The 25752-nt window shown below is 57.9% G+C and carries 23 protein-coding genes and 2 pseudogenes; 20 read left to right on the top strand and 5 right to left on the bottom strand.

Annotation, left to right across the window (positions count from 1 at the left end; all coding sequences use genetic code 11):
- The first annotated feature begins 21 nt into the window (after positions 1–21).
- The 10 genes and pseudogenes from ACTG2B_RS06020 to ACTG2B_RS05975 all read left to right on the top strand — a co-directional run bounded on the left by ACTG2B_RS06020 (position 22) and on the right by ACTG2B_RS05975 (position 9069).
- A complete protein-coding gene (locus ACTG2B_RS06020) occupies positions 22–1269 on the top strand; it encodes a tyrosine-type recombinase/integrase (protein WP_438417354.1) in 1248 nt (415 codons plus the stop codon).
- Positions 1270–1923: 654 nt separating this feature from the next.
- Complete coding sequence (locus tag ACTG2B_RS06015; protein ID WP_439995347.1) at positions 1924–2079, top strand: helix-turn-helix transcriptional regulator; 156 nt, start codon at positions 1924–1926, stop codon at positions 2077–2079.
- 227 nt (positions 2080–2306) lie between these two features.
- Entirely contained in the window at positions 2307–3053 is a 747-nt protein-coding gene (locus ACTG2B_RS06010) for an ash family protein (protein ID WP_318841494.1), read from the top strand.
- A complete protein-coding gene (locus tag ACTG2B_RS06005; RefSeq protein WP_439995346.1) occupies positions 3043–3408 on the top strand; it encodes a hypothetical protein in 366 nt (121 codons plus the stop codon). Before ACTG2B_RS06010 ends, ACTG2B_RS06005 begins: the two co-directional genes overlap by 11 nt.
- Positions 3405–3659, top strand: a complete 255-nt coding sequence (locus ACTG2B_RS06000; RefSeq protein WP_438417353.1) for a hypothetical protein — start codon at positions 3405–3407, stop codon at positions 3657–3659. Before ACTG2B_RS06005 ends, ACTG2B_RS06000 begins: the two co-directional genes overlap by 4 nt.
- Positions 3656–6468 (top strand): annotated as a pseudogene (locus ACTG2B_RS05995) (DUF927 domain-containing protein). The gene ACTG2B_RS06000 and the pseudogene ACTG2B_RS05995 overlap by 4 nt, the downstream one beginning before the upstream one ends.
- 428 nt (positions 6469–6896) lie before the next feature.
- Positions 6897–7136 (top strand): addiction module antidote protein, encoded by a 240-nt coding sequence (locus ACTG2B_RS05990; RefSeq protein WP_438417351.1) that lies wholly within the window; start codon positions 6897–6899, stop codon positions 7134–7136.
- A 364-nt stretch (positions 7137–7500) separates the two neighbouring features.
- Entirely contained in the window at positions 7501–7731 is a 231-nt protein-coding gene (locus tag ACTG2B_RS05985) for a helix-turn-helix transcriptional regulator (RefSeq protein WP_408816428.1), read from the top strand.
- 265 nt (positions 7732–7996) lie between these two features.
- The gene (locus tag ACTG2B_RS05980) at positions 7997–8227 is read left to right on the top strand and encodes a hypothetical protein (protein ID WP_438417350.1); all 231 of its coding nucleotides are present in this window, start codon (positions 7997–7999) and stop codon (positions 8225–8227) included.
- 11 nt (positions 8228–8238) lie between these two features.
- Positions 8239–9069: a hypothetical protein gene (locus ACTG2B_RS05975; protein WP_438417349.1), complete on the top strand. Its 831-nt coding sequence runs from the start codon at positions 8239–8241 to the stop codon at positions 9067–9069.
- A 93-nt stretch (positions 9070–9162) separates the two neighbouring features.
- Here ACTG2B_RS05975 and ACTG2B_RS05970 read toward each other — a convergent pair whose 3' ends face one another.
- On the bottom strand, positions 9163–10398 hold the full coding sequence (locus ACTG2B_RS05970; protein ID WP_438417348.1) for a plasmid recombination protein: 1236 nt from the start codon (positions 10396–10398) through the stop codon (positions 9163–9165).
- Between the two features lie 426 nt (positions 10399–10824).
- Between ACTG2B_RS05970 and ACTG2B_RS05965 the strand changes: the two genes are divergently transcribed.
- The 6 genes from ACTG2B_RS05965 (at position 10825) to ACTG2B_RS05940 (ending at position 16619) form a co-directional block, all read left to right on the top strand.
- Positions 10825–11031 carry a hypothetical protein gene (locus tag ACTG2B_RS05965; protein WP_406568163.1) on the top strand — a complete coding sequence of 69 codons (207 nt, stop codon included), beginning with the start codon at positions 10825–10827 and terminating at the stop codon, positions 11029–11031.
- Positions 11032–11626: 595 nt separating this feature from the next.
- Positions 11627–12256, top strand: coding sequence for a recombinase family protein (locus ACTG2B_RS05960; RefSeq protein ID WP_438417347.1), 630 nt, complete (start codon positions 11627–11629; stop codon positions 12254–12256).
- A gap of 34 nt (positions 12257–12290) precedes the next feature.
- Positions 12291–12452, top strand: a complete 162-nt coding sequence (locus ACTG2B_RS05955) for a hypothetical protein (RefSeq protein WP_438417346.1) — start codon at positions 12291–12293, stop codon at positions 12450–12452.
- Positions 12453–12857: 405 nt separating this feature from the next.
- Positions 12858–13262, top strand: a complete 405-nt coding sequence (locus tag ACTG2B_RS05950; protein WP_042052664.1) for a hypothetical protein — start codon at positions 12858–12860, stop codon at positions 13260–13262.
- Positions 13263–13316: 54 nt separating this feature from the next.
- Positions 13317–15347, top strand: coding sequence for a M13 family metallopeptidase (locus ACTG2B_RS05945; protein ID WP_439995345.1), 2031 nt, complete (start codon positions 13317–13319; stop codon positions 15345–15347).
- Positions 15348–15686: 339 nt separating this feature from the next.
- Positions 15687–16619 (top strand): GGDEF domain-containing protein, encoded by a 933-nt coding sequence (locus ACTG2B_RS05940; protein ID WP_439995344.1) that lies wholly within the window; start codon positions 15687–15689, stop codon positions 16617–16619.
- Between the two features lie 98 nt (positions 16620–16717).
- Here the strand turns inward: ACTG2B_RS05940 and crr are convergent, their stop codons facing one another.
- From crr to cysK, 4 genes are all read right to left on the bottom strand, one after another.
- Complete coding sequence (gene crr, locus ACTG2B_RS05935) at positions 16718–17227, bottom strand: PTS glucose transporter subunit IIA (protein ID WP_005338264.1); 510 nt, start codon at positions 17225–17227, stop codon at positions 16718–16720.
- 42 nt (positions 17228–17269) lie between these two features.
- Positions 17270–18997 carry a phosphoenolpyruvate-protein phosphotransferase PtsI gene (ptsI, locus tag ACTG2B_RS05930; RefSeq protein WP_159143331.1) on the bottom strand — a complete coding sequence of 576 codons (1728 nt, stop codon included), beginning with the start codon at positions 18995–18997 and terminating at the stop codon, positions 17270–17272.
- Between the two features lie 46 nt (positions 18998–19043).
- Positions 19044–19301 carry an HPr family phosphocarrier protein gene (locus ACTG2B_RS05925; RefSeq protein ID WP_005338266.1) on the bottom strand — a complete coding sequence of 86 codons (258 nt, stop codon included), beginning with the start codon at positions 19299–19301 and terminating at the stop codon, positions 19044–19046.
- A 440-nt stretch (positions 19302–19741) separates the two neighbouring features.
- Positions 19742–20710: a cysteine synthase A gene (gene cysK / locus ACTG2B_RS05920; protein WP_252657081.1), complete on the bottom strand. Its 969-nt coding sequence runs from the start codon at positions 20708–20710 to the stop codon at positions 19742–19744.
- 159 nt (positions 20711–20869) lie between these two features.
- Between cysK and ACTG2B_RS05915 the strand changes: the two genes are divergently transcribed.
- From ACTG2B_RS05915 to ACTG2B_RS05900, 4 genes and pseudogenes are all read left to right on the top strand, one after another.
- Entirely contained in the window at positions 20870–21712 is an 843-nt protein-coding gene (locus tag ACTG2B_RS05915; RefSeq protein WP_005347493.1) for an AAA family ATPase, read from the top strand.
- Positions 21713–21715: 3 nt separating this feature from the next.
- The gene (locus ACTG2B_RS05910; RefSeq protein ID WP_439995343.1) at positions 21716–22879 is read left to right on the top strand and encodes a vWA domain-containing protein; all 1164 of its coding nucleotides are present in this window, start codon (positions 21716–21718) and stop codon (positions 22877–22879) included.
- A 54-nt stretch (positions 22880–22933) separates the two neighbouring features.
- Positions 22934–24055 carry a beta-ketoacyl-ACP synthase III gene (locus ACTG2B_RS05905; protein WP_439995342.1) on the top strand — a complete coding sequence of 374 codons (1122 nt, stop codon included), beginning with the start codon at positions 22934–22936 and terminating at the stop codon, positions 24053–24055.
- Positions 24056–24104: 49 nt separating this feature from the next.
- Positions 24105–25549: pseudogene (locus ACTG2B_RS05900) on the top strand (HD domain-containing phosphohydrolase).
- Positions 25550–25752: the final 203 nt, after the last annotated feature.

The following is a 25752-nucleotide window of genomic DNA, read 5'->3' as shown; positions in this document are numbered from 1 at the left end:
AAAACTTTTAGGGTCACACCATTGAGCAAGATCACCACGAGAAAAGAGGCTGACAAAGCCTTCAAGGATCTCATGCGCAGGGGCGAGCAGGGAGAGCGGTTCGATAACCAGGCGGTCTACCCTAACCTTGCCCTCTGCTGGCCAGAGAAGTACCAGCGTCCGTTCTGGCGTCTGCGTTATCGCTTTGCGGGTAGGCAATGCAAGATGTTGCTAGGCCACGTCGACGTTATGTCGCTCAAGCAGGCTTTGGACGAGACAAAACTCATGATGGCCGACATTACCCGTGGGATAGACGTCGCCAGTGTTCGGCAGGAACGTAAACGTGAGGCGCAAGCCAAGCATGCTGCAGCACAGAACCGTCTCACTGTGACGGCGCTAACTAATGACTTCTTAACCCGACATGTCGAGGGTAAGCGTAAGGATGCGAAGGCTGTCCGGCAGCGGTTCGAGAACCATATCATCCCCGCCATCGGCAAAATGAGCCCCGGTGAGGTGAAGCCGAGCCATATTGACGAGATCCTGCATGGCATCGTGAATAGAGGAAGCCATGCTATGGCCAACAGCATTCTTGATTGGCTGAAACGTCTGTTCAATTACGCCGTCAAGCTGCATATCGTGGAGAGTAACCCCGCTGTTGCCTTCACCAAGGCCGACGCCGGTGGCCAGATCCACCCCCGAGAGTTCTACCTCACTCGGGAGAAACTGGCCGAGGTGCTGGCAGCAATTCCCCCATGCCGCAGCTTCAGCCCAAGCTGTGAACTGGCCTTTTATCTGCTGCTGCTATTGGGTGGCCGTAAGATGGAGCTGCTGAAGGCCCCCTGGAGTGAGTTTGACCTGGATGCACAGACCTGGACGCTGCCTGCACGTACCAAGATGGAGAAAGGGATTACGATCCCCTTGCCCACCTTGGCAGTGACTTGGCTCAAGGAAGCCAAGTATCTGGGGTGTGGTAGCGATTATGTTTTTCCCGCTATCAGCCGGCAATCCAAACCTCATATGGCACAAAACACCCTGAATAGGGCGATTAAGACACTTCGGCAACATGTTGAGGGGATTGAGGAACTCAACGTGCATGCCCTACGCCATACAGCCCGAACCCACCTCGCAGAACTGGGGGTTAAGCAGGAGGTGGCTGAGATGTGCCTAAATCACAGCCTAAAGTCTCAGGGGATAGTTGCTACCTACAACCACTATCAATTCTTTGAAGAACGAAAAGAGGCCCTAGAGCTTTGGGCTACCTTGATTGAGAGTTTGCTTCCCACACCATAACACCCAGCGCATCTGCAGGAGTGGGCTGGTCACAGCCCCTCCCCCCTCCCCACTCCATCAGTTCATGCCACCGTGCATTGCACATTTAAAATAAAACGCATCTGAGCGATTTTTTTAAATTCACTTACTCTGCATTAATAAGTTCAATGCAGCTCATTTTTGCGCAACACCGCATCATATTGCGCAACCTCGCGCTGCTCAAAACTAAATATTCACACGATTTTTCAAAAATCAATTTATTAAAATTATTCGACATTGTTTTAGCGGGTCTTAGGTAGTATCGTTTTATCAAACGCAGCATTCCAAAGTAAAAAATGGATGTACTACTCGGTCTAGCCAAGAGGTGGTGCTTCTAAAAAATGTGGTCAGACATCCTAAACGGATACATCTGTCTTTGTGTATGGCGTGACTACGCTCATTTATTTAATTTTTTTTGTAATTTTTTTGTTGGTGCATTTTAGTGATAAAACCAGCTATGCCCAACTATACCCATCTATCCCCAAGGGGCGGCGCTGGATTAACCGTCGCGTTACATAATGGCGCTATGCACACGGCCTAGGCCCACTTGTCTTGGCTGGTGAGGGTGTGTATCGTTTTGTTAAGCCAAGGCAACGCTGGCAAGAATTTTTTAATTTCATTCAATGAGGTATAGCGATGAGCGTTGAAAACATCCGACTACTGAGAATCCGTGACGTCACTGCTAGGGTGTGCATGTCGAAACCCACCATATATTTAAAAATAAAGGCGGGGGATTTCCCTAAGCCCATCACCATCGGCCCGAAAGCAGTAGCCTGGGGAGAGCGAGGTTAATGCCTGGCTATTACAACGGATGAATGAGCGGTAATGCCTGATATCTCTCTGGCTATATTTATAAATTAATGCATCTAAGCGCCAGTGGCTCACACATTTCTGGTTGAGCGTTGGCATTGCGTGACCGCAGCAGCGGCCATCACAGCTTAAATTAAAAAAGTCATCGCGTCGGTTTTTATAACCGAGGGGCTCTTTTATTTAAATTTCAGCGATCTGACATTTTTAAAATGTATTGGGGAGTCATTATGAATTACAACAGACCCACGTTTTCGGATATTCCTGCTGGGGAGCTAAAACCGGGCTCATGCAACCTGGCCCAGTTACACACAAACGAAAGGGGGAGCGCCCAACGCTCCCCCCTACCCGCTCACTTACCCAACCCATTCATCAGTAAGCCAAGACACTGTAGCAAACACCCCGCACTGCCTCAATTTTACCGAGCCGCTTTCCGGTACTTGTCAGAGAACGTCCGGGGGAGTAGGATTTATCTCGCAGCGGCAAAATCCGCTGCCGGGCGTAGGAACCCGGAATTGAACTCAGCGCCAACCCACGCGCTTGCGTGGTTTTTTGTTGGTGCTCGACCCCCATTTTCTTGGGCGCTGTTGACCTATCCGGTCGGCGGCCCCTGCTGTGTAATGGTGGCTCGGGCGGGGCAGCCGCGAGGCTGGCCGGTTTCCTCTGGGTTCGCCGGTATTCCTACCCCCGCTCGGGCTACCGCCATGAGTGTAGGAACTCTGGTCGGTAGCGAAAATCTATCGAACTCGGAGGCTGCCATCATGGCTACTATCCCCACCCTAGCTGTATCCAAAACCTTCACCTTTCTGATCGCCCCGCGCCCGTGCCGTTTGGCCGAGCTGCGCCGCATCCGCACCGTTTCCACCGTCGCCCATACCGAGGCCGAGGCCCGCGCCCATCTGGCCGGTCTACCCCTGGTGTTTTTGTCCCGCACCCCGAGCAAGGGGGTTGCAGCATGAAACAGCCCATCGACCCCGTCAGGTTATCCAGGCTCAAGCCCTGTTTGATCAAGCCGCGTTGTTCACTTCTGCGCTGTGTAATGTCTGTAACGCCAATACCGAAACAATGCTCTATTTGGAGCTATCTGAGCTGCTGCGCCCCTTACAAATACAGCTTGATGAGCTGGAGGTTGGGTGCGTGCGGACACCACTGGCGGCGCCTGCTGAGCGGATCAATCGCTATGTCACCATGCTGCTCAAAGTGATTGAGGGAAATCAATCTCACACCGAGCCCTGTGAGCTCAGCGTATTGCTTGCACCGGTCATGGCCGAGTTTGAAGCTGTTGAGCTAGCCCAGCTCAGGGAGGGTGTATGACCTATTACGCCTGGGCTCCAGCAGCCCAACAACCCACGTTCATTGGCCCAGCCAACCCCAAGACCGGCAAACGTTCACAAGCGGGTAGCCTGAGCGCCTTTGCCTGCAGTCAGCAGCGTGATGCCTTCATTGCCAGCACCAACGGTATGGCGAGGGTCGTTACTGCCACACAGGCCCGCCAGCTAAAGGCTGGTTTGGACGAGCGGGCTTTCAATGAGTTGGTCAGATTGCAGGTAGGGGGTGACGCATGAACCGGGCAACGTTTGTTTCTGACGTGGCGGCGGCCGCCGTTGGCCAGTGGCCCGGCCTGCTGGCATCTTTGGGGATCGTGGTACCACCACGTAATAAACATGGGGCTTGTCCGGCTTGTGGCGGTAATAACCCATTCCGGTTCGATGACGAGGGGGGGCGCGGTACTTACATTTGTAACCGCTGTGGAGCGGGGGATGGCCTGGATTTGGTGCGCCGTGTAACCGGTAAGCCACCGAAGGACGCGGCGGGACTGGTGGCTGATGCGCTTGGCCTTTCACATGTTGCCATATCAGAAGCAGATCGGGAGCAAATGCGCCAGCAACAGCGGGCGCGAGCTGATGCAGAGCAACAGCAGCAGCAGATTAAGCGCCAGAAAGCCGCCAGACGCGCCGCAGATATCCTGGCGACTGTAAGCCTGGCCAATCCCCTTATCTGGCACATAAGCGCTTGAGCTGGCCTAGTGGGCTGTTGAATAGCACCCTGATCCGAGTGGGGGAAGAGTCGTTCCCCGCTGGCTCCTTGGTGGTGCCTCTATACAGCGAGACCGGCGAACTGGTGAACGTACAGCTGATCCGCCATGACGGGGTGAGGCACTACCTTGCCGGTGGTCAGAAGCAGGCTGCCTGCCACCGGATCCCGGGCAGTGCCCTGGTGGCAGTTTGCGAGGGTTACGCCACCGGTCTGAGCGTTCACCTCGCAACTGGGGCAACAGTCTATTGCGCCATGGATGCGGGTAACTTGCTGGCCATCGCTCAGGTGGTGAGGGGGATGGACGACCCCTTGCAACCGTGCCGGTTATGGCTTGCTGCCGACAACGATGCCACCACTACGGGCAACCCGGGCAAGACCAAGGCCGAGCAAGCCGCTGCTGCAGTGGGGGCTGTGGTAGCACTACCGCCCACTGCAGGCGACTGGAACGACTACCACCAGGCCCATGGCCTTGAAGAGACCAAGAGAGCCATCATGAGCCAGATTGAACAGACCCAGCAGCAAGAGGCCAGCCAGAAGGAAGGGCCGCGAGCCGAAGTTATCCCATTGCATTCTGTGCCAAATGTGCAAGGTGAGCAGGATCAACCAATTGATGGTGAGGAACTGCCAGAGGGCTATGAGATCAGAGACGGTATGCTCTATGTCCATGAGTGGGTGGGCTCCGGCAATAGCGCCAGGCAGGAGGAAACCCTGCTATGTCCTGTACTACGGGTGGTCGCCGAGACTTCTGACGAAGCGGGTTACGGTCAGGGGCGCTTGCTGGAGTGGCAGGATCGGGCAGGCCGCACCCGGCAATGGGCGATGCCAGTCAGCATGCTGGTACACCGTGGCGGCCAGGAAGCATTGGCGTCACTGCTCAATGGTGGGTTGCCCTTTGTGAACTTGAAGAAGCTCGACAAGCTGGCGGTCTATCTGATGATGTGCCAGCCCGAACGGCGGGTGACCTGCGTCGAGCGTACCGGCTGGTATGGCAAGGCTTATGTGCTGCCGGGGGGCGGCATTGGGCCAGAGGCTGACCAGGTGATCCTGCAATCGACGGGCTACCTGCCAAGCGACTTCACCAGTGCCGGGACGCTGGCCGACTGGCAGCGGCAAATCGCCGCCGTGGCCGTGGGCAACTCCCGCCTGGGCTTTGCCCTGTCGCTGGCCTTCGCCGCGCCCCTGCTGTCACTGGTGGGGCAGGAAGGGGGTGGATTCCACCTCAAGGGGGAGAGCACCGATGGCAAGACCACGATCATGAAGGCTGCCGCTAGCGTCTATGGCCAGCCTGACCGCTATTGTCACACCTGGCGGGCGACCGGCAACGCTATCGAGGGGATCGCCAGTCGGCGCAACGATGCCCTGCTGTGCCTGGACGAACTGGGTGAGCTCGACGGGCGCGAGGCCGGGCAAGTGGCCTACATGCTGGCCAACGGCCAGGGCAAGGGCCGCAGCCGGCAGGATGGCGAGCTGCGCGAGCGCAAGGCGTGGCGGCTGCTGTTCCTCTCGACGGGCGAGCTCTCCCTGGAGGATCACGCCGCCGAGGTGGGCAAACGCACCCAGGCGGGGATGGAGGTGCGCACCATCCAGATTCCGAGCAACACCGACAAGCACGGAGCCTTTGAAACTCTGCATGGCCAGGCAGACGGTCGGGCCTTTGCCGATGCGCTGAACGACGCCTGCAAGCGCGAGCACGGCACCGCCTTTCGTGCCTATGCCGAGGCCCTGGCTACCGAGCAGGAAGCGCACAGGGAGCGCCTGAAGTCCGAGATCAAGCGGCTCGCGATTGAGCTGACCCCGGAGGGTGCCGGCAATCAGGTCGGGCGGGCCATCAACCGCTTCGCTCTGGTGGCGGCTGCCGGGGAGCTGGCCACTGAGCTTGGGATCACCGGCTGGCCACGGGGAGAGGCCATCCGCGCCGTGCGGGTGTGCCTCAAGGCGTGGCTGCATGAGCGGGGACACCTGGGCAACAAGGAGGATGCCGCAACGTTGGCGCAGATCCGCGCCTTTGTGAGGGCACATCAGTACACCCGCTTTGTTGATGTGAGCGATCCCAATCACCGACCAGCCAATGTGGTGGGTTATCGGCGCAATCCCAAACAGGGGGGCAATGAGGCGCTTGAGTTCTGGGTTGATCCTTCCGGATGGCTTGAGATCACAAGCGGACGGGATGCCAAGAAGGCCGCCAAGCTGTCAGCCGATGCAGGCTACCTTCTCGCAGGTGAGGGGCGTTATCAGTTGCTCAGGCCACTCCCGAGCGGAAAGCGGGCGCGAGTCTATGTGATGACAGAGCTGGTCCTGGCCGATGAGGCTGAAGGGGAGGAAACCCCGGAGGATTGATGAACCAACAGACAGGGAAGCCAGCCAGAAGGAAGAAAGGGGCGCCGTGATGCGGCCCTTTACTTTTTCATTCAACCGAGTTAATCGCGCATGCGTGCGCAGGGAACAAAATATAGTGGTTTTAGTGGTTCACTGGTTCCTACATAGCTCTATCCCTTGCTGCATAAGGCTTAGAGACGGAACCAGTAGATGGAATATGACTGGTTCCGTACTGGTTCCACTGGTTCCTGATGCGGAGAGATTTTGGGTTCGGAACCAGTCGCTGGTTCGCGGAACCACTGACTGGTTCGCCACTGGTTCACTCACAAACCCAGTCGTGACGCGGCTTTGCGGGGTGCCGGAACCAGTGAACCACCTGATCCAGCAAAAATTTTAATAGCGTGTGTGCGCATGCGTGCGCGAATAGCAAATTTAGGAGGCCAGCGTCAATGACATTTTCTCTCTGGCTGGCGAATTTATTTTCGTGTCTTGAATCAGGTAAGGCACTGGGAGTAGTTGCCCGCGCCAGAGGCATGACCGAGCTGGCCAGGGAGACCGGGCTGGCCCGCGAGCAGCTGTACCGCTCCTTTAGCGAGCAGGGCAACCCGACGCTAAAGACCATGCTGGCCGTCATGAAGGTGCTCGGGGTCGATATGACCGCCCGTGTTCACCCGACTCACCCCGCTTGATCCCCTCACCGTTCGGCATCCTCCACTGACATCACAGCAACGGCCCACTCTGGGCCGTTGTGCTTTCTGATACCCAGTAAGTGGAACAGTCCGTGATCCCCCTCCTTCAACCTCCCCCAGTCTCTTCCACATCACCCCGAGCACGCAGACCATCCCCATTTCTCCCAACATCGCGAGTGTGCCAGCGCCCTACACACCCGCGCCAACTTGCCCCCTTCGCATTACTGCCGCATTCTGCCCACGGTGGCACACAGGCAGATTTCAGTGATTGGTGGTGTATGTCAGCCCCTCCCCAACTGAAATCGAGCTAGCGAGCCGGTTGGTACTGTGTGCCACCCCAACCAACAACAACAGGAGCCAGGCCATGGTAAAACCCATGTTTATCGACCGCGCCAACCTCGCCCGTTTGATCGGGTGTGGCGTTGGCACCCTGAACGCCATGGTGGAACGAGGGGAGCTGCCCCGCCCCATGCAACTCACCAAGGGAGCACGGATCCGTTTCATCCGGGCCGAACTTGAGCCGGTGTTGCAGCAACGAGGGATCGACCTAGCCAAGCTGGAGACCGTGCACGTTGAAGGTGTGACCTGTGCATGAAGCTGCCCGCCCCCATCATCGCGCAGGCCTCTTCAAGCCAGGTTCTACCTGGTTGGCGATTTGTCGGGTGGTGCTGAGTGTCGTCGGTCTCTGCATCCAGTGCCAGCCACACAAGCCCCTCAACCAATCATCAAGTACGCCCTGACCCATTGGAGAAAACACCATGACCAAACAACTTAACCACTGCGCGATTTGCGGCCGAATTTTTGCTCACATGCTCAACCATCCGGCAAAGCCCAAAGTGTCCGAGCAACAAGAAGTAATCTTGTTGGATATGCTGGACGGCCTGACCCGGGAAGACCTGCGTAAATACGCAGGCAAGGCAGACGAGTTGGTAAAACTGCCCCTCAGCCCGCGCGATGAACAGCAATTGCTGCTCTTGTCGGGGGCATTGGGGCTGCTGACCCTCGGGCAGGCCGGGGTGATGAACTTCACCACCAAGACCAATAGCCCACTGCAAACCGCTCTGGCCCACCTGACCGAAACCGACTGCTAAGGAGTCACACAATGGAACCCACCCAGACCACCGAATCTCATAACAACGGCGAGATCACCCTGCAGCAGGCCATCGACCAAGCACGGGCCGCACGGGCGGCCTTTGATGAATGGGATCAAGGCGAGCGCCAGCGCCTGCTAGAGATATCCCCGGCCAGAGAGAAGGAGTTGCTGGATGAACTGGCACGATTGTCTGAGCTGAGAATGACCGGAAGGGCCAGTGGATCTCTATCGGCAAAAGAATATCGCGACCTCATCAGCCGGACTGGCGAGATCCAGATCGAGCTGGACGACATCGCGTTGTTCAAGAAACAGGAACTGATGATCGGACATGTGCAGCAGGGCAAGGGCTGGCCGCTCTATTGTGATGAGGTGAGATCCCGTACTCGCATCGTTACCTTGCTGTTCAAGAACGCCCAGGCGTCATTCAGGCAGCGAGCAGAGGAACTGATCGGCGAGCTGTGTCAGCACCTTGCGCAACTGCGCCGGTATGAATCTATTCTCGATAATGCATGCCGTAACGAGGTCTCGCTGGGGTTTGATACCCAAGTCGCCTACCAGTTTACCCTTGGCGCACAACCAGCCATTCGACCATCGGAAGCGTTCATCAAAAGCGTGGTGGCACAACTGGAGAGCCGCGATGGAGTGAGCTGGGAAGGGGATGCTGAGGCACTGGGTGTCGTCATGAATCGCCCGCCGATTGTTAGGCTGTCCAAGTCCTGGGGCAGCCCTTCTTCGCGCCATTCACTGAATCACCAGATCAAGCTAGCCAAAGCCGAACTTGAGCGGCTACAGCAAGAAGAACTTCAACGGATCCGGGCTGCTGCGGTGCGTGAAGTCTGAAACCGATGAAGCCACCTGGAGCGGTGGCTTCATATTTTCTGCGTCTGGTCGTGAGGCTTTCCCCGCATCGAGATCGTGTTGAATCACTCCTGGTCATCCCATCCCGTAGCCATGGCTCTGCCTAGGTATCAGCTCCAGCACCGCTTCTGGTAACTGCTGGCGCAACTCTTTGCGGAGTTTGCTGAGCAGGATGGGAAGCCGCTCTGCCCGCTCAACCCGCGCCTTCAGGGCCTTCTCCCGATCCTGGCTTTCCTCCAGTCTACGCCTTGCGAGCGCCAGCTTGGCCTCCATCTCTGCCAGAGGTTCCCGTTGCTGTTCGGTGAGTTGCACCGCCCAAGCCTGGAGCCGCTGTTCCTGGTCGGCCACAGCCCCCTCGCGTGCCTTCATCGCGGCCTCCTGTTCTGCCAGGTGAGCCTGGATGTTCTTCGAATCGCCCTCAATTTTGAGGATGTTCTCGCTGACAAAAATCCGACGTTCCGCCACGATCTTCGCGGCTTCGCCCTGCCTGTCCACCTGCACAGTGATCCCCTCGGCAAAGGCCCGGTCGCGTACCCTGTCCAGCTCTGCCCTGTCGTAAAGCCGCTGCTTGCGTAGGAGACCGACCTCGCGTCCCTCGATGTGCAGCATGACCCTGGCTTGCTGCTGCTTTGATAACACGGCCTCTGCCTTCGCCGCCCGCTCAGCCGCGAGGATAGCCTGCTGGGCCGCTTGCTGGGCTTTCCACTCGCGCCTTGTCAGCCGCTGGCGCTTTGGCCCGATCCTGGCCAGTCCGAAATCCCGTCCAAGCTCTAGATACAACCGATCCTGCCAAGCCCTCATGGCCTCATTGTGAGCCCGCTGCTGGAGTGCCTTCTGGTCACCATTGCGCTTGGCTTTTGCGGCTGCAGCTCTACCAGGATGCAGCACATTGAAGTCCTGCCCGAACTCTGGCACTGCATAAAAATGGAGGTGGGGATGCGATTCATCCTGGTGCACCACCACCGACTTGAGGGCCGAACCGTACGTCTTCCTGAGCCAGATCAAAGCCTGCGCCTTGAACGCTGACCACTCCTGCCCATCCTTCGGATAGGAGAGGATGCCTGCGAGCAGCACCGGTGCATCTGAACGCAGTTTCCTCCCCAACCCATCCTTGGCCTGAGCTCCCCAAGCTTCAGCCAATGCAACCGCCTCTTTCGGCGAACAGCCAAAGACGCGGATGGGCTCCTTCGCCATCAACACATGCTTGCAATGTGCGGGCACTCGTTCGGCCTCGCTCGCGATGTCATGCACACTCCAGCCCCCTTTTTGAGGTTTCCGTGCATACGCTTCCACATGCCCAAACTGATACATACCTCACCCCTTCCTCTGCTGTCCCATGACAGCACTCACCACCAAGCTATCCAACCGAGTCAATTTAGTGTTGGGATTTTTTTTGGTGTGGTTGTAAGGCAGTTGCGTACGCAAAGTAACCGACTGTTACGTATCCCCTGCCCCACTTCGTAGCGCGGGTGATACGTGTCGGCCCTGCGGGGCCAAAGCCCAAGATGGACGGCGGTTCGTGCTGGCTTTGACCGCACATACCAGCCGAGCATTTGCACCTGCGCCTTGGAAGCTATCAGCGGCCTTCACCAAACCGCCTGAGAGCCTCGTAGCTGCAGCTGCATTGCCTTGGCTGGCAGCATCCATGGGCCTCGGGCAGTTCATCACTCTCTCACCCAGTGCGGCAGATAGCGGCTGGCGCAGCCTGCCGACCCAGTCAGCGCCCAGTGTGCAAAGGTGACGGCGACCCAGCAACCCGGCGACGCCATTCAGACGTTCAGCTTTGGCGAGCCGGCCCCTGTGCTCAACCAGCGGGAGGTGCTCGACATCAACGAGATCGGCAGCATTAAGACAAGTCTGCTGGTGCTCAATGACTGGGCTGGGGAGGAAATCATCCGGTTCACCCTCTACCGACTGTCAGATCTGACAGGGCAGGCTGCATAGGCGAGGCTACAGTTACATGGCGTCCTATGTGATGCCTGAATGGCGTAAGAAAGGCCCCCTACCGTGGGGCTTTGTTTTGCCTCTCATCTGGCGGCCTGAGCGCTCCACCACGGCATCGACCCGCTAACCGCGTCCGACATACTCCCTGATCCTCAAGCATCGGCCCAGAGCGGCAGGCGCCGCTTACCGACCCCTGCCAGCACCCAGCGCGCGCAGTTGAAGCCCCGCCTCGCCTGCCCGCTTTATGTGTGGGAAATCACTCACCTGACAGATATTCCGCAAGCCGCGCCATATCTGGGGCGGGATAGAGAAAGTACCCTCGAAATAATCCTTCAGAATCCTTCAAAATCTTTCACTTTCCGTCAGTCGATTTTGGGGTAAGGAGGCCGGGAGTCAGCCAGAAGGCGAAAATGCCCGTTTTTGCCTGTTCAGAAGGGTTTCTGATATCAGAAATAGGGTTTTCCAGGTCATAAGAGTGGATTTTTAGAATGGTCATTTTATGGGTGGTTATTTAGGGTTGCTATAACCGCAATTTGACCCAGCAGAAGCACCCGGTCAAAATAAGCATACCCAAATTGCCCAGAAGATCCCCCTGATGATGATCGCCCGTGTTTACCTTCGCGTATCGACCGAAGACCAGGACACCACTCGGCAAGAGAGCATCATCGCTGATGCGAAAGCCAAGGGTTACTACATCGCCGCCGTGTATAGAGAGAAGGCGAGCGGAGCCCGGGCCGACCGCCCCGAGTTACTGCGCATGATTGAAGAATTGCAGGCGGGCGAGGTGGTAATTGCCGAGAAGATAGACCGCATCACCCGCTTGCCTCTGCTGCAGGCAGAGAGGCTGATCGACAGCATCAAGGCCAAGGGAGCCAAGCTAGTCGTGCCAGGGTTAGTGGACTTGTCAGAGATCGCCGAGGGTATGACCGGCACAGCCCTGATAGTCATGGATGCCATGCAGTCAATGCTGCTCAAATTGGCCCTTCAAATGGCTCATGAAGATTACACCACTCGCCGCGAACGACAGGGACAAGGCATCAGGCTGGCAATGGAACGTGGTGCCTACACTGGCCGCAAAGCAGATACCACCAAGCATGAGCAGATCCGCATGTTCCGTGCTCAGGGGTGTAGCATCGCCCGCACCGCAGAATTGGCGCAATGTTCGGAGAGCTTGGTTAAGTTGGTCATGCGGAAAGACAAAGAGCAGGGCAACAATTCCCTATGAGCTAGTGTTGATTGCAGAATGAGTGACCCTAAATGTGACCCCCTGGCAGATCGAAAAAAATAAAATCACAATAAAACAAACACTTAATATCAAATGTCTTGTTTATATCAAGAACATGCAGGGCGAAGAGCAGAAGGTGGAGTCCAACTCCGCCGCCCTGCCGCCGCCCGCGGAAGATGGCAAGCAGCCAGCCTGATAGCGAACTGCACGGTTCTGATGGTAACAGCCGCTCACCCAGGTGAGCGGCTTTTTTATGCCCAGTTGAAGATAGAGACGGCTATCCACCGCCAGCATGGCTGGCCGCCGCACAACAAGCAGCCATCACCCTTGATAAAATATAAAGAGAAATAAAAGTCTAAAAACAGACACTTGCCCCACACCACTACTTACCGCATGGATGAAACCTGCGCCCTTATCCCCTCACCGCTTACCCCATACTGCGCTCGCTCCGGCTCCCGGATTTTTATAACTTTTTTTAATTTTATTTGAGTGTCCTCTTCATCCTGACCATTGCAAAGTGGCGCCATTCCAGCGCCGGGCCCAGTGACCAGCGCCCGGCTGACACCGACTTGCTCATTTGATAATTGAAAGGATCCGAGAGATGAAACACTCCTTGATGGTAATGGGGTTGGCCGCCTGTCTGGCATTGAGCGGCTGCCAGAATATGGATACCAAGAAAGTCCTGATAGGTGCAGCTGCACTGGGGGCCATCGGCGCCGCTGGCTATTACGCTGGGAAAAAGCACAGCGATAACAAACACGAGCATGATGGCCAGCATGACGATAGCGATGACCAGCATATGGCCACCAGCAAGATGCCCCGTTACTGCTCGGGGGAAGCAGCCAGCAAATTCCATGTCTCCCCGCGCGATATCACCACCGAGTCGGCAGAAGAGAGTGGCCACAGATACAAGGTCTATGGCCAGTACGAGACCGACGATGATGCGGTCGACTTTACCTGCACCTTCAATCACGACGGTCGTTTCCTCTCGGTCGTTCGCAGCTGATTGACCACCGGTTACAGCCAATTCACCACCGACTCCCCATACAGGACACTCACGATGAAACAGCAACGCAGCATGATCGCCAGCCTCATTGCGCTGGCCCTGCTTGGCCTCGCCCCATGCGCCGGTGCCGCCAGCGGCCACTCCGGGGTGGATCTGGCCAGCATGGATAACAGCGTGCGCGTGGCGGACGATCTGTTTCGCCACGTCAACGGCAACTGGCTGGCCCGGACCCAAATACCGGATGACTTGCCTGGGCAGACCATCGGCAATCTGCTGGCGGACAAGTCGCTGGAGGATCGCAAGGTGTTGCTGGAGGAGCTGCTCAAGCGCCCGCAACAGGCCGGAACCCCTCGCCAGCAGATCGCCGATCTCTACGCCAGCTATCTGGATCAGGCCGGACGGGATGCCAAAGGGCTGACCCCCATTCAGCCGCTGCGCGACGAGATCATGGCCATCCATGATGGCGCCTCGCTGGCCATCTACCTTGCCCGTGTTAGCAAGCTGGGGGGCGGCGCTCCCTTTGGTATCGGGTTCATGGCCGACAAGAAGCAGCCTGACAGCTACGGGATCTACCTGCAGCAATCCGGTCTCGGTCTGCCGGATCGGGACTACTACCTGAAAGAAGATGCCGCCAGCAAGGCACTGCGGGCCAGCTACGAGCAGTTCATTACCGCCCTGCTCAATCATGCCGGCGTCGAGGGGGCGAGCGAACAGGCTCATCGCATTCTGGCGCTGGAGACCCGGCTCGCCAGCCTGCAGTGGGACAGAGTCAAGCGGCGGGATGGCAACCTCACCTACAACAAACTGCCCATCGCCCGCCTAAGTCAGTTGCTGCCCACCCTGGATTGGCAACGCTACCTGGCAGAGGCCGGTATCGCCGGGGAAACCGAGATCATCGTCAGTGAGCCGGACTATCTGGAGAAGCTGACCGCCGTGATGCAGGAGACCAGCATCGCGCAGTGGCAATCCTACTGCCTGTTCCATCTGCTACGCACTTATGCGCCCTATCTCGACAGCCAGAGCAATGCCCTGCACTTCGCTTTCTACGGTACGACCCTGAGCGGCATCCCCCGGCAGCGGGAGCCCTGGAAGCAGGCTATGGAGGTGCTGGACGACTATCTGGGTCAGGCGGTGGGCAAACTCTACGTGGAGCGCTACTTTCCGGCCGAGGCCAAGGCACAGATGGCGACCATGGTGCGCAATCTGATCGCCGCCTATCGCCAGGAGATCGGTGGGCTCGACTGGATGTCTGCCCCGACCAAACAGCAGGCGCTGGCGAAACTGGAGCAGGTACGGGTCAAGATCGGCTATCCCGACCAGTGGCAGGATTACAGCGCAATCGAGATCCGTCCCGATGATCTGGTCGGCAATGCCCAGCGAGCGGCCACGGTGCGTTACAACGAGCACCTTGCCCGCCTCCATCAACCGGTGGATCGGGAGGAGTGGTTCGACAATCCGCAGACGGTGAACGCCTACTACAACCCGAACAACAACGAGATCGTCTTCCCGGCAGCCATACTGCAACCACCCTACTTCGATCTGAAGGCGGATGATGCGGTCAACTATGGCGCCATCGGCGCGGTCATCGGTCACGAGCTGAGCCATGGTTTCGATGATCAGGGGGCCAAATTCGATGGCAACGGTGCCTTGCACAACTGGTGGGCTCCGGCCGATCTCAAGGAGTTCACCGCCAGAGCGCAAAAACTGGCGAAACAGTACGACCGTTTCGAGCCCATCAAGGGGGATCATGTCAATGGCCAGCTGACCCTTGGCGAGAACATCGGCGATCTCGGTGGCCTGACCATCGCCCACAAGGCGTACCAGCTCGCCCTGGGCAACCGCCAGCCAGCGGTGCTCGATGGCTTCACCGGCGAGCAGCGCTTCTTTATCGGCTGGGCGCAGGTGTGGAAAGGGAAGTATCGGCCCGAGCTCGCTGCCGTTCTGCTCAAGACAGATCCCCACTCGCCGCTGGAGTACCGGGTCAACGGCGTCGTCGTCAACATACCGGCCTTCTATAGCGCCTTTACCATCAAGCCGGGAGACAAGCTCTATCTGCCACCTTCCGAGCGCGTGAAGATTTGGTGACCACCAGCAGGGGCCCTGGCCCGAAAAGCTCCAGCAGATGGACCACCTCCACCTGAGCTAAAGATGACCGACACAGGGAGTGTCTGTTTTACCCTGTCTGGTTTTTCCCAACCCACATGTGCCTGACCATGTGGGTTTTTTTGACCCTTTTGCTCTGCCCCTTCTCCTCAGCCTGCCCAGCTTTCACCCGATACGGCTACGGCAAACAACCCCGCCATTTTCTCGCCTTTGCCATTGGCTGAAAAACCGGCGGCGTAACCGCCATAAATCGGTTTACCACCACACTGGTCTGACCTATGGTAAAGCATATAAAAGATGCATCGTGGAGCTGCTTTTCCTATGAATGACCGAGAACTGCAACAGATCCTGTTTCGCTCCTTCGATGTGATCCCGCTGCCTATTCTGGTGTCAGAATCCATTGCCCGTCACGATGGCTGCTCACCCGACATGATCCCGCAGCGGCGCCACCGCTTCCTAAATAAAGCCTTTATTGAGCAACTGGGCTACAACCTTGACGATCTGCCGGACATGGCTTCCTGGTTTCAGGTCGCCTACCCGGATGAAGGGTATCGCCGCACCATCATCGACTCCTGGCACTCCCAGGTGGAACAGAGCTTGTCGCAAGGGCTGGAGGTCGCCGAAATGCCTGCGCTGATCCGCTGCAAAAGCGGTCAGTCGCGTTGGTTTATCGTCACTGCCCAGCTGGGAGCCGATGCCATCCCGGATGGCCATATCGTCACCTTTCGCGATATCCACGACCTGCAGTGCATGGTGGAAGAGGTGAGCCGCCTCTCCTGCACCGATCCGCTCACCGAACTGACCAACCGGCGCGGCGCCCAGCAACAGCTGCAGGCCCTTTGGTTGCAGGGTGAGCCCCTCTCGGTGGTACTGGGAGATATCGACCATTTCAAGCAGGTTAATGACCGCTACGGCCACCCTGCGGGTGATGCCGTGCTCTGCGCCGTCGCCCACGCCATGGCGAGCCAGCTGTTGCCGGGGGAGAGCCTGGCCCGTTGGGGCGGGGAGGAGTTCCTGCTGATCCTGCCTGGTTGCGATATTGAACAGGCAGCACGGCGCGCCGAACAGCTGCGCCAGCATGTCAGTTCCACCCGCTTGCCATGGCAGGGGAAGCAGCTCTCCCTCACCATCAGTCTGGGGTGTGCCAGCATGAAGGGGCAGGAGAGCATCGACTATCTGCTGATGATGGCAGACCGGGCCCTTTATCAGGCCAAGGATCAGGGCCGTAACCGGGTTGTCATCTCGACGGAATAGAGTGATCACCAGAAAGGAAAGCCGACTCGCGGCCATAAAAAAACCGAAGCACAAGGCTTCGGTTTTTTACTGCGCAACTGGCGTGAGCCAGCCGGGCATTACTTCTTGATACGGATAACCGGGGTCTCGCCCACAGTCACAGCACCAGTCATTTTGATCAGCTCTTTGATCTCGTCCATGTTGGAGATGACAACCGGAGTCAGGGTAGACTTGGCTTTGGCTTCCAGAACGGCCAGATCGAACTCGATGATGGTGTCGCCGCGCTTGACCTGTTGACCTTCCTGAGCGATACGCTTGAAGCCTTCGCCTTTCAGTTCAACGGTGTCGATACCGAAGTGAACGAACAGCTCGATACCGGAGTCGGATTCCAGAGAGAACGCGTGGTTGGTCTCGAAAATCTTGCCAATGGTGCCATCGCACGGAGCAACCATCTTGTTGCCAGCCGGCTTGATGGCGATACCGTCACCAACGATCTTCTCGGCGAAGACAACGTCAGGCACATCTTCGATCGGCACGATTTCGCCAGACAGCGGAGCAAAGATTTCGATGCCGCCGGTGTCAGAGCTATCGTCGGAAACCAGTTTCTTCAGTTTATCAAACAGACCCATATAAAGCTCCTAGAGATGATTTGTCGCTGTTTGCAGCCGATCTTAGCAGACTGCTTTCTGCTTAATAAAGTTATCTACGCACGCTTCGATTTCAGCAGCGGTGGCAAAGCTCAGTGCTTGATCAGCCATTGCCTTCACATCTTCGAAGTTGGTGTTGCGGATAAGCTTCTTGATACGCGGTACAGAGATGGCGCTCATGGAGAACTCATCCAGACCCATACCCAGCAGCAGCAGGGTAGCGCGCTCGTCACCAGCCAGTTCACCACACATACCGGTCCACTTGCCTTCGGCGTGGGACGCATCGATAACCATCTTGATCAGGGTCAGGACGGAGGGTGACAGCGGGTTGTACATAGCGGAGATCATCTCGTTACCACGATCGACAGCCAGAGTGTACTGGGTCAGGTCGTTGGTACCGATACTGAAGAAATCCACTTCCTTGGCCAGATGATGAGCCATCACGGCAGCGGCCGGGGTCTCGATCATGATACCCACTTCGATGGATTCATCAAAGGCTTTGCCTTCGGCACGCAGTTCGGCTTTCAGCGTCTCTACGGTGGCTTTCAGGCTACGGAACTCTTCGACAGAGATGATCATCGGGAACATGATGCGCAGTTTGCCGAAGGCAGAGGCGCGCAGAATGGCCCGCAGCTGAGCGTGCATGATGTCTTCGCGGTCGAAGAAAATACGCACGGCACGCCAGCCCAGGAAGGGGTTCATCTCTTTCGGGAAATTCATGTACGGCAGCTCTTTGTCGCCGCCAATGTCCATGGTACGCACGATGATCGGCTGATCCGGCATCGCTTCGGCCACTTCTTTGTAGGCTTTGAACTGCTCGTCTTCGGTCGGCAGCGCGTCACGGTCCATGAACAGGAACTCGGTACGGTACAGACCCACGCCTTCGGCGCCATTGCGGATGGCACCTTCGGTATCCTTGACGGTACCGATGTTGGCGCACACTTCGACCTGGTGACCATCCAGCGTGATGGCGGGCAGATCTTTCAGCTTGGCCAGCTCATCTTTCTCGGCCTGGAATTGAGCCTGGAACTTCTTGGCTTCGGTCAGTTGTTCAGCGGTCGGATTGATGATGATCTGGTTGTTGATCGCATCCAGCACCAGCATGTCACCGTTCTTGACGCGCTCGGTAATGTCGTTAGTGCCTACCACGGCCGGCAGCTCCAGGGAGCGGGCCATGATGGAGGTGTGAGAGGTACGGCCACCGATGTCGGTGACGAAACCCAGCACATATTTCAGGTTGATCTGAGCGGTTTCAGACGGGGTCAGGTCTTTGGCGACCAGGATCACCTCTTCGTCGATAGTGCTCAGGTTGACAACGGCGATGCCCAGTACGTTCTTGACCAGACGGGTACCGATGTCACGGAAGTCGGTAGCGCGTTCGCGCAGATAAGGGTCATCCAGCTCGGCCATCATCTTGGCGTACTGTTCGATCACCTCATAGATGGCTTTGTCAGCGGAAGCCTTGTTCTCTTTGATGAAGGATTTGATATCCCCTTCCAGCTCCTCATCTTCGAGCAGCATGATGTGGCCTTCGAAGATGGCCTCTTTTTCCTCACCGAAGGTGCGACCGGCCATCTCTTTGATGGCTTCCAGCTGGGCAGCTGACTTGGTACGAGCTTCGAGGAAACGGTTGATCTCGACATCAATCTGGTCAGCAGAGATTTTGCCCTGATTGATAACGATTTCATCTTCTTTAAGAAGAAGCGCCTTACCGAATGCGATACCGGGGGACGCAAGAATGCCAGATATCATAATCCTTCCTATTAAAACGACTGTGGGGGAGGAATCTAAAGCTGGATTACTCCAGCTCGTCCATCAGGGCAACCAGCTTCTCAACAGCTTGCTGAGCATCCGGGCCATCAGCCTGGATAGTTACGTTGGTACCCTTGGTCAGGCCCAGGGTCTGCAGCTTGAACAGGCTCTTGGCGCTGGCGGACTTGCCACCGGAGACCACAGTGATCTCGCTTTGGAATTCTTTGGCTTCTTTCACGAACTGAGCTGCCGGACGGGTGTGCAGGCCGTTTTCAGCAGTAATAACAACAGACTTCTCGTACATGGTTTCACCCCATATTATTGATATTTTTTGGTGGATTGGTCGTTTTTGAAGCAACCTGACCCACCGTGTCAGTATGGATATGTTGTAAAGTAACGAAAGCAGACCCGCAATGGTTTAATCCAGGTCAAGTTTCTGTGCAGTAATCGGCGCGCTGGTTGGCAATTTTCAGTTATTGGGCTACAAGCCGCATCAGGACTGGCCTGAAATTATTTTATAACGAAAAATAACACTTTGTTACTTTGTGATACCGAGCCAGCAAACACCGCGTGACGCCGCACAGGATATGAGATTTAGAGCGGAATGTCTGCTTTTTTTCTCACTCCGGAACTTGTTATTTTACCCCAAAAAATAAGGATCAAGTGACACTAACAGGGGTTGAGTCTAGCCCATAAAGAAGCGGCGCTCCTGGGAGCGCCGCTGTTTTGAAAGATTCCGATCAGTTACTGCTGCAGCTCCTGCTCGCTGAACACCCCGGCAAACAAGGCGCTGGAGAGGTAACGCTCCGCCGCACTCGGCAGGATGACCACAATGGTTTTGCCCGCAAATTCCGGCAGCTCGGCCAGACGGCTGGCAGCCACCACCGCAGCACCGGAGCTGATACCGGCCAGGATCCCCTCCTCCTCCATCAGGCGGCGGGCCATCTCGATGGCTTCATCGCTGGTCACCTTCTCCACCCGATCGATAAGGGAGAGGTCCAGGTTGCCCGGGATAAAGCCGGCGCCGATCCCCTGGATCTTGTGGGGGCCCGGTTTGATCTCTTCCCCGGCCAGCTTCTGGCTGATGACCGGCGACTCGGCCGGTTCGACCGCGACAGAGACCACCGCCTTGCCTTTAGTCTGCTTCAGATAGCGGGAGACCCCGGTAATGGTGCCGCCGGTACCGACCCCGGCCACGAACACATCCACTTCGCCGTCAGTGGCATCCCAAATCTCGGGGCCGGTGGTCTTTTCGTGGATCTCCGGATTGGCCGGGTTTTCAAACTGTTGCAGCAACACATACTTGCCCGGCTCGGATTCGAGGATTTCGTTGGCCTTGGCAATAGCCCCCTTCATGCCGAGCGGCCCTTCGGTCAACACCAGATTGGCACCGAGCGCCTTGAGCAGCTTGCGGCGCTCCAGGCTCATGGTGGCCGGCATGGTCAGGGTGATGGGATAGCCGCGAGCTGCCGCGACAAAGGCCAGAGCAATACCCGTGTTGCCGCTGGTGGGCTCGATGATCTCCTTACCCTTGGTCAGGATGCCGCGCTTCTCGGCATCCCAGATCAGGTTGGCGCCGATACGGCACTTGACGCTGAAGCTGGGGTTACGGCTCTCGATCTTGGCCAGCACGCGGCCTTTGGTAACACGGTTGAGACGAACCAGCGGGGTGTTACCGATAGTCTGGCTGTTGTCCTCAAAAATTTTGCTCATGGTGCTATCCCTGTGTTTGTTACGACGATGAAACAAGATTACCCTGTGGTTTCTGAATGAGAAGTGACTATTCGTTATAACCATATGGTATTACAACATATAGAGCTTATTCTCTCTGGCCCCTGACTCCGGGCGCCAATCGTCAAAGGAACCGACGTTATGGGATTTTCAGGAAGCAGCCAGTATCTCGCCTCCGATGCATTGAAGATGGCGGTCAATGCCGCCATCACCCTCGAAAAACCGCTGCTGATCAAGGGGGAGCCGGGCACCGGCAAGACGGTGCTGGCAGAAGCGGTCGCCGACCATCTTGGCACCGATCTCATTGCCTGGCATATCAAGTCCACCACCAAGGCCCAGCAGGGACTCTACGAATATGATGCGGTGGCCCGGCTGCGGGACTCCCAGCTCGGCGACCCCAGAGTGGCCGATATCAGCCACTACATTCGTCAAGGCAAGTTGTGGCAGGCCTTCAGCGCCGAGCAGCGACCTGTGCTGCTGATCGACGAGATCGACAAGGCCGACATCGAATTCCCCAACGATCTGCTGCTGGAGCTGGATCGGATGGAGTTCGACGTCTACGAGACCGGCGAGCGAGTCAAGGCGCGCCAGCGGCCGGTGGTCATCATCACCTCCAACAACGAAAAAGAGCTGCCGGATGCCTTCCTGCGCCGCTGTTTCTTCCACTATATCCGCTTCCCCGACAAGGCCGAGATGCAGGCCATCGTCAAGCTCCACTACCCCGACCTCAAGGAGAGCCTGCTTGGCGAGGCAATGGATCTCTTCTTCGAGCTGCGCGAGGTAGAGGGGCTGCGCAAGAAACCCTCCACCTCGGAGCTGCTGGACTGGATCCGCCTGCTCTTGGCCGACGATATCGCCCCCGAGGCGATGCGTGCCCGCGAGCCCGGCAAGCTGGTACCCGCGCTATATGGCGCCCTGCTCAAGACCGAGCAGGACCTGCATCTCTTCGAGAAGCTCGCCTTTCTGGCCCGGCGCGGCAGCTGACCCATGCTGATCGACTTTTTTACCCACCTGCGCCGCCACAAGCTCCCCTGCAGCCTGCGCGAGCTGCTGGACTTGCACGCCGCACTGGCGGCCCGGCTGGTTGCTGTCGATATGGACGAGTTCTACCAGCTCTCCCGCTGCCTGCTGGTAAAAGACGAGGCCCACTACGATCGCTTCGATCGCGCCTTCGCCGAATACTACGAGGGGCTGGACGCCATCCCCCTGCTGCCGGAAAACCTGCCCGAGGAGTGGCTGCGCAAGGAGTTCGAACGACTGTTGAGCCCAGAGGAGAAGGCGCTGCTCAAATCCCTCGGCGGACTCGACAAGCTGCTGGAGACCCTCAACCAGCGATTACGCGAGCAGAAAGAGCGCCACGCCGGCGGCAACAAGTGGGTGGGAACCGGTGGCAGCAGCCCGTTTGGCCACGGCGGTTTTCACCCCGAGGGGGTGCGCATGGGTGGAGAGGGGCTGCACGGCAAGGCGGCGAAGGTATGGGAGGCCCGTCACTATCGCAACTTCAGCGATGACTCGCCGCTCGGCCAGCGCGCCATTCAGCTCGCGCTGCGCAAGCTCAGACGCTGGGTGCGCAAAGGCAATCCCGACGAGCTGGATCTCGACGACACCATAAAAAGTTCTGCCCGCCAGGGCTGGCTTGATGTGAAGCTGCGGCCCGAGCGCCACAACGGGGTCAAGCTGCTGGTTTTTTTCGATGTAGGGGGCTCCATGGATGCCCACGTGGCCGAGGTGCAGCGCCTCTTCTCCGCCCTGCGCCACGAGTTCAAGCATCTGGAGTACTTCTATTTTCACAACTGCCTCTACGACTTCGTCTGGAAGGATAACGAGCGCCGCTTTGAGGAGCGGTTCGATACCCTGCGGCTGCTGCGCACCTACGGCAGCGACTACCGGGTGATCCTGGTGGGGGATGCCACCATGGGCCCCTACGAGATCACCTGGCCGGGCGGCAGTGTCGAGCAGTGGAACGAGGAGTCAGGTCAGGTGTGGCTTACCCGCTTGCAGCAGCACTTTCCCAAACTGGTGTGGATCAATCCCACCCCGCGGCGGGAGTGGCTCTGGCACCCCTCCATCAAACTGATGAATGACGTGGTTGGCGGACGGATGCATCCGCTGACCCTGGCGGGTCTCGCTGCGGCGATCGACCAGCTGTAACCCTCTCTACCCTATAAACCGACAAGCCGGGAACGCACCCGGCGAGGAGCAAAGATGACCTCTATCGTGATCAGTGGCTCAGGCCTCTATACCCCACCCTTTGCCGTCAGCAATGAAGAGCTGGTGGCCGCCTTCAACCAGTATGTGGATCTCTACAACGAGGAGAACGCCTCCGCCATCGACGCCGGCCAGCTTCCCGCCAAGCAGCACTCGAGCTGCGAGTTCATCAAGAAGGCCTCCGGCATCAAGAGTCGTTATCTGGTGAGCCGCGAGGGGGTGCTCAACCCCGACATCATGCAGCCGCTGCTGGCGGAGCGGCCCGACGAGATGCCCTCCATCATGGTGGAGATGGCAGTGGCCGCCGCCGAGCAGGCGCTGATCGCCGCCGGTCGCGAGCCCGGCGAGATCGATCTGGTGATCGTCGCCGCCTCCAACATGCCGCGCCCCTATCCGGCGCTGGCCATCGAGCTGCAGCACTATCTGGGGGCGAGCGGCATGGCCTTTGACATGAACGTGGCCTGCTCGTCCGCCACCTTCGGCATCAAGACAGCCGCCGACATGCTGGCGGCAGGCACCGCCAACGTGGCGCTGGTAGTCAATCCGGAGATCTGCTCGGGACACCTCAATTTCCGGGACAGAGACAGTCACTTTATCTTCGGCGATGCCTGCACCGCGGTGCTGCTGGAGCGGGAGACCGATTGCAAGGCGGCCAATCCGTGGCAACTGGTGGCCAGCAAGCTGGTGACCCAATACTCCAACAACATCCGCAACAACTTCGGCTTTCTGAACCGGCTGAGCCCGCGTACCCGCTACAGCGACGACAAGTTGTTTCGCCAGCAGGGACGCAAGGTGTTCAAGGAGGTATTGCCGCTGGTGTGCGACCAGATAGCCAACCAGCTCGACGAGCAGGGCTGGCCCGCCGAGAGCCTGAACCGGCTCTGGCTCCATCAGGCCAACCTCACCATGAACCAGTTCATCGGCCGCAAGCTGCTCGGTCACGATGCCAGCCAGCAGGAGGCGCCGGTCATTCTTGATAGCTATGGTAATACCAGCTCGGCGGGTTCCATCATCGCGTTTCATCTGTACAATCGCGACCTTCCTGCGGGTGCTCGCGGCGTACTGTGCTCCTTTGGCGCTGGCTACTCCATCGGTAGCCTGCTGCTGCGGCGCCTGTAATGGCGGGCCTCCCGCCGACATAACAATAACCAGCAACATGGGTGGGAATATGCAGAGGATCACGGGGCGCTGCGCCCTGCACTACGGGGTAACCCTGTCACTATTTTGTCTCTATGGCTGGCAGGTTTGCCCGTTTCTCGAGAGTCTCACCCTGCCCCAGTTGCTGGGGCCGACCCTGGTGACGTTCGCCATCATGTTCGCCGTGCGCAATTGGCTGCTTTCAAGGCGGCCCTTGGCGCGCAACGGGCTGGACGGGTTTGGACTGGAGGTGGGTTTCTACCTGCTGGGAGCACTGCTGCTCTCGGGCTACAACGCCCTGACCCACGACTTCCCGCTGGAGAGTCACCTCAAGGTGCTGCTGGGGATGACCACCCTCGGCTTTCTGGTGGCGGCCGATCTGACCCTGGAGCGGGATTGGAATCGGGCCAGAACACGGCAAGCCGAGCAGAGCCTGGCACTGAGCCACCCGCTGGCCATGCCGATGCCACGCAAGTTCACCCTCTTTACCTGGCGACCCTCACCCTGCTGGGGGGTGTCTTCTTCTTGCTGTTCAACAAGGATCTGGAGTGGCTGGTGACGGTGGAGCGCAGCCTGCCGAGGGTCGATGCCCAGCACTACATCCTGTGGGAGATCGCCTTCGTAATGACGGTGACCTTCTGTTATCTCGCCCTCATTATTCACGGTTATGGTCGCAATCTCGGCCTATCCCTGCGCCAGCAGACCAGCACAATGGCCAGAGTACAGTGTGGTGACTTCGACGCCCGGGTGCCGGTCACCCGGGATGACGAGTTCGGCCTTATCGCCGCCAGCACCAATCAGATGATCGGTGAGCTGAAATCCCGCAGCGACGAGCTCAACCTGACCCGCGACGTGGCCATCCTCGGCCTCGCCTCGCTGGCAGAGACCCGTGACAACGAGACCGGCGCCCATATCATCCGCACCCAGCACTATGTGAAGGCGCTGGCGCAATACCTCAGTCGCAGCGATTGGGATCGCTATCCGCTCGATGACGCCACCATCGACCTGCTGTTCAAGTCGGCCCCGCTGCACGATGTGGGCAAGGTGGGCATTCCCGACGCCATCCTGCTCAAACCGGGCAAGCTGACCGACGAGGAGTTCGCCATCATGAAGCGCCACCCGCAGATCGGCGCCGATGCGCTGGCGAGTGCCGAGGCGCAGCTGGGCTCCAACTCCTTCTTGCGGCTGGCCCGGGAGATCTCCCTCACCCATCACGAAAAGTGGGATGGCAGCGGCTATCCGGCAGGGCTGGCGGGTGAGGACATTCCCCTCTCCGGGCGTTTGATGGCGGTAGCGGATGTCTACGATGCCCTCATCTCGAAACGAGTCTACAAACCTGCTTTCAGCCATGAGGAAGCGAAGGAGATCATCGTGAAGGGGAGCGGCAGCCATTTTGATCCCGGCATTGTCGCGGCGTTTCTCGCCTGTGAAACGCAGTTCAGAGAGATTGCCGCGCAGTTTCAGGATCACCACTGAGCAAGTACATCCCGACCAGCTTGCCCTGATGGCTGACAGGGCAACCGGTGTCATAAATTGTACACAAACAGGTCTGGCTATTGCCGGTTCAGCGCCATGCTGACAGCCTTTGCCACGCCGCGCCCATATTGATATTTCCCTTTATTTACAGCTATTTTTTGTCATTTTGTGATCCGGATTCGTGCCAATGACGCAACCGGGAT

The sequence above is a fragment of the Aeromonas sp. 30P genome (genome assembly GCF_051919805.1).
GTDB classification, from domain to species: domain Bacteria; phylum Pseudomonadota; class Gammaproteobacteria; order Enterobacterales; family Aeromonadaceae; genus Aeromonas; species Aeromonas veronii.
This window is presented reverse-complemented; position numbering and strand designations above follow the sequence as displayed.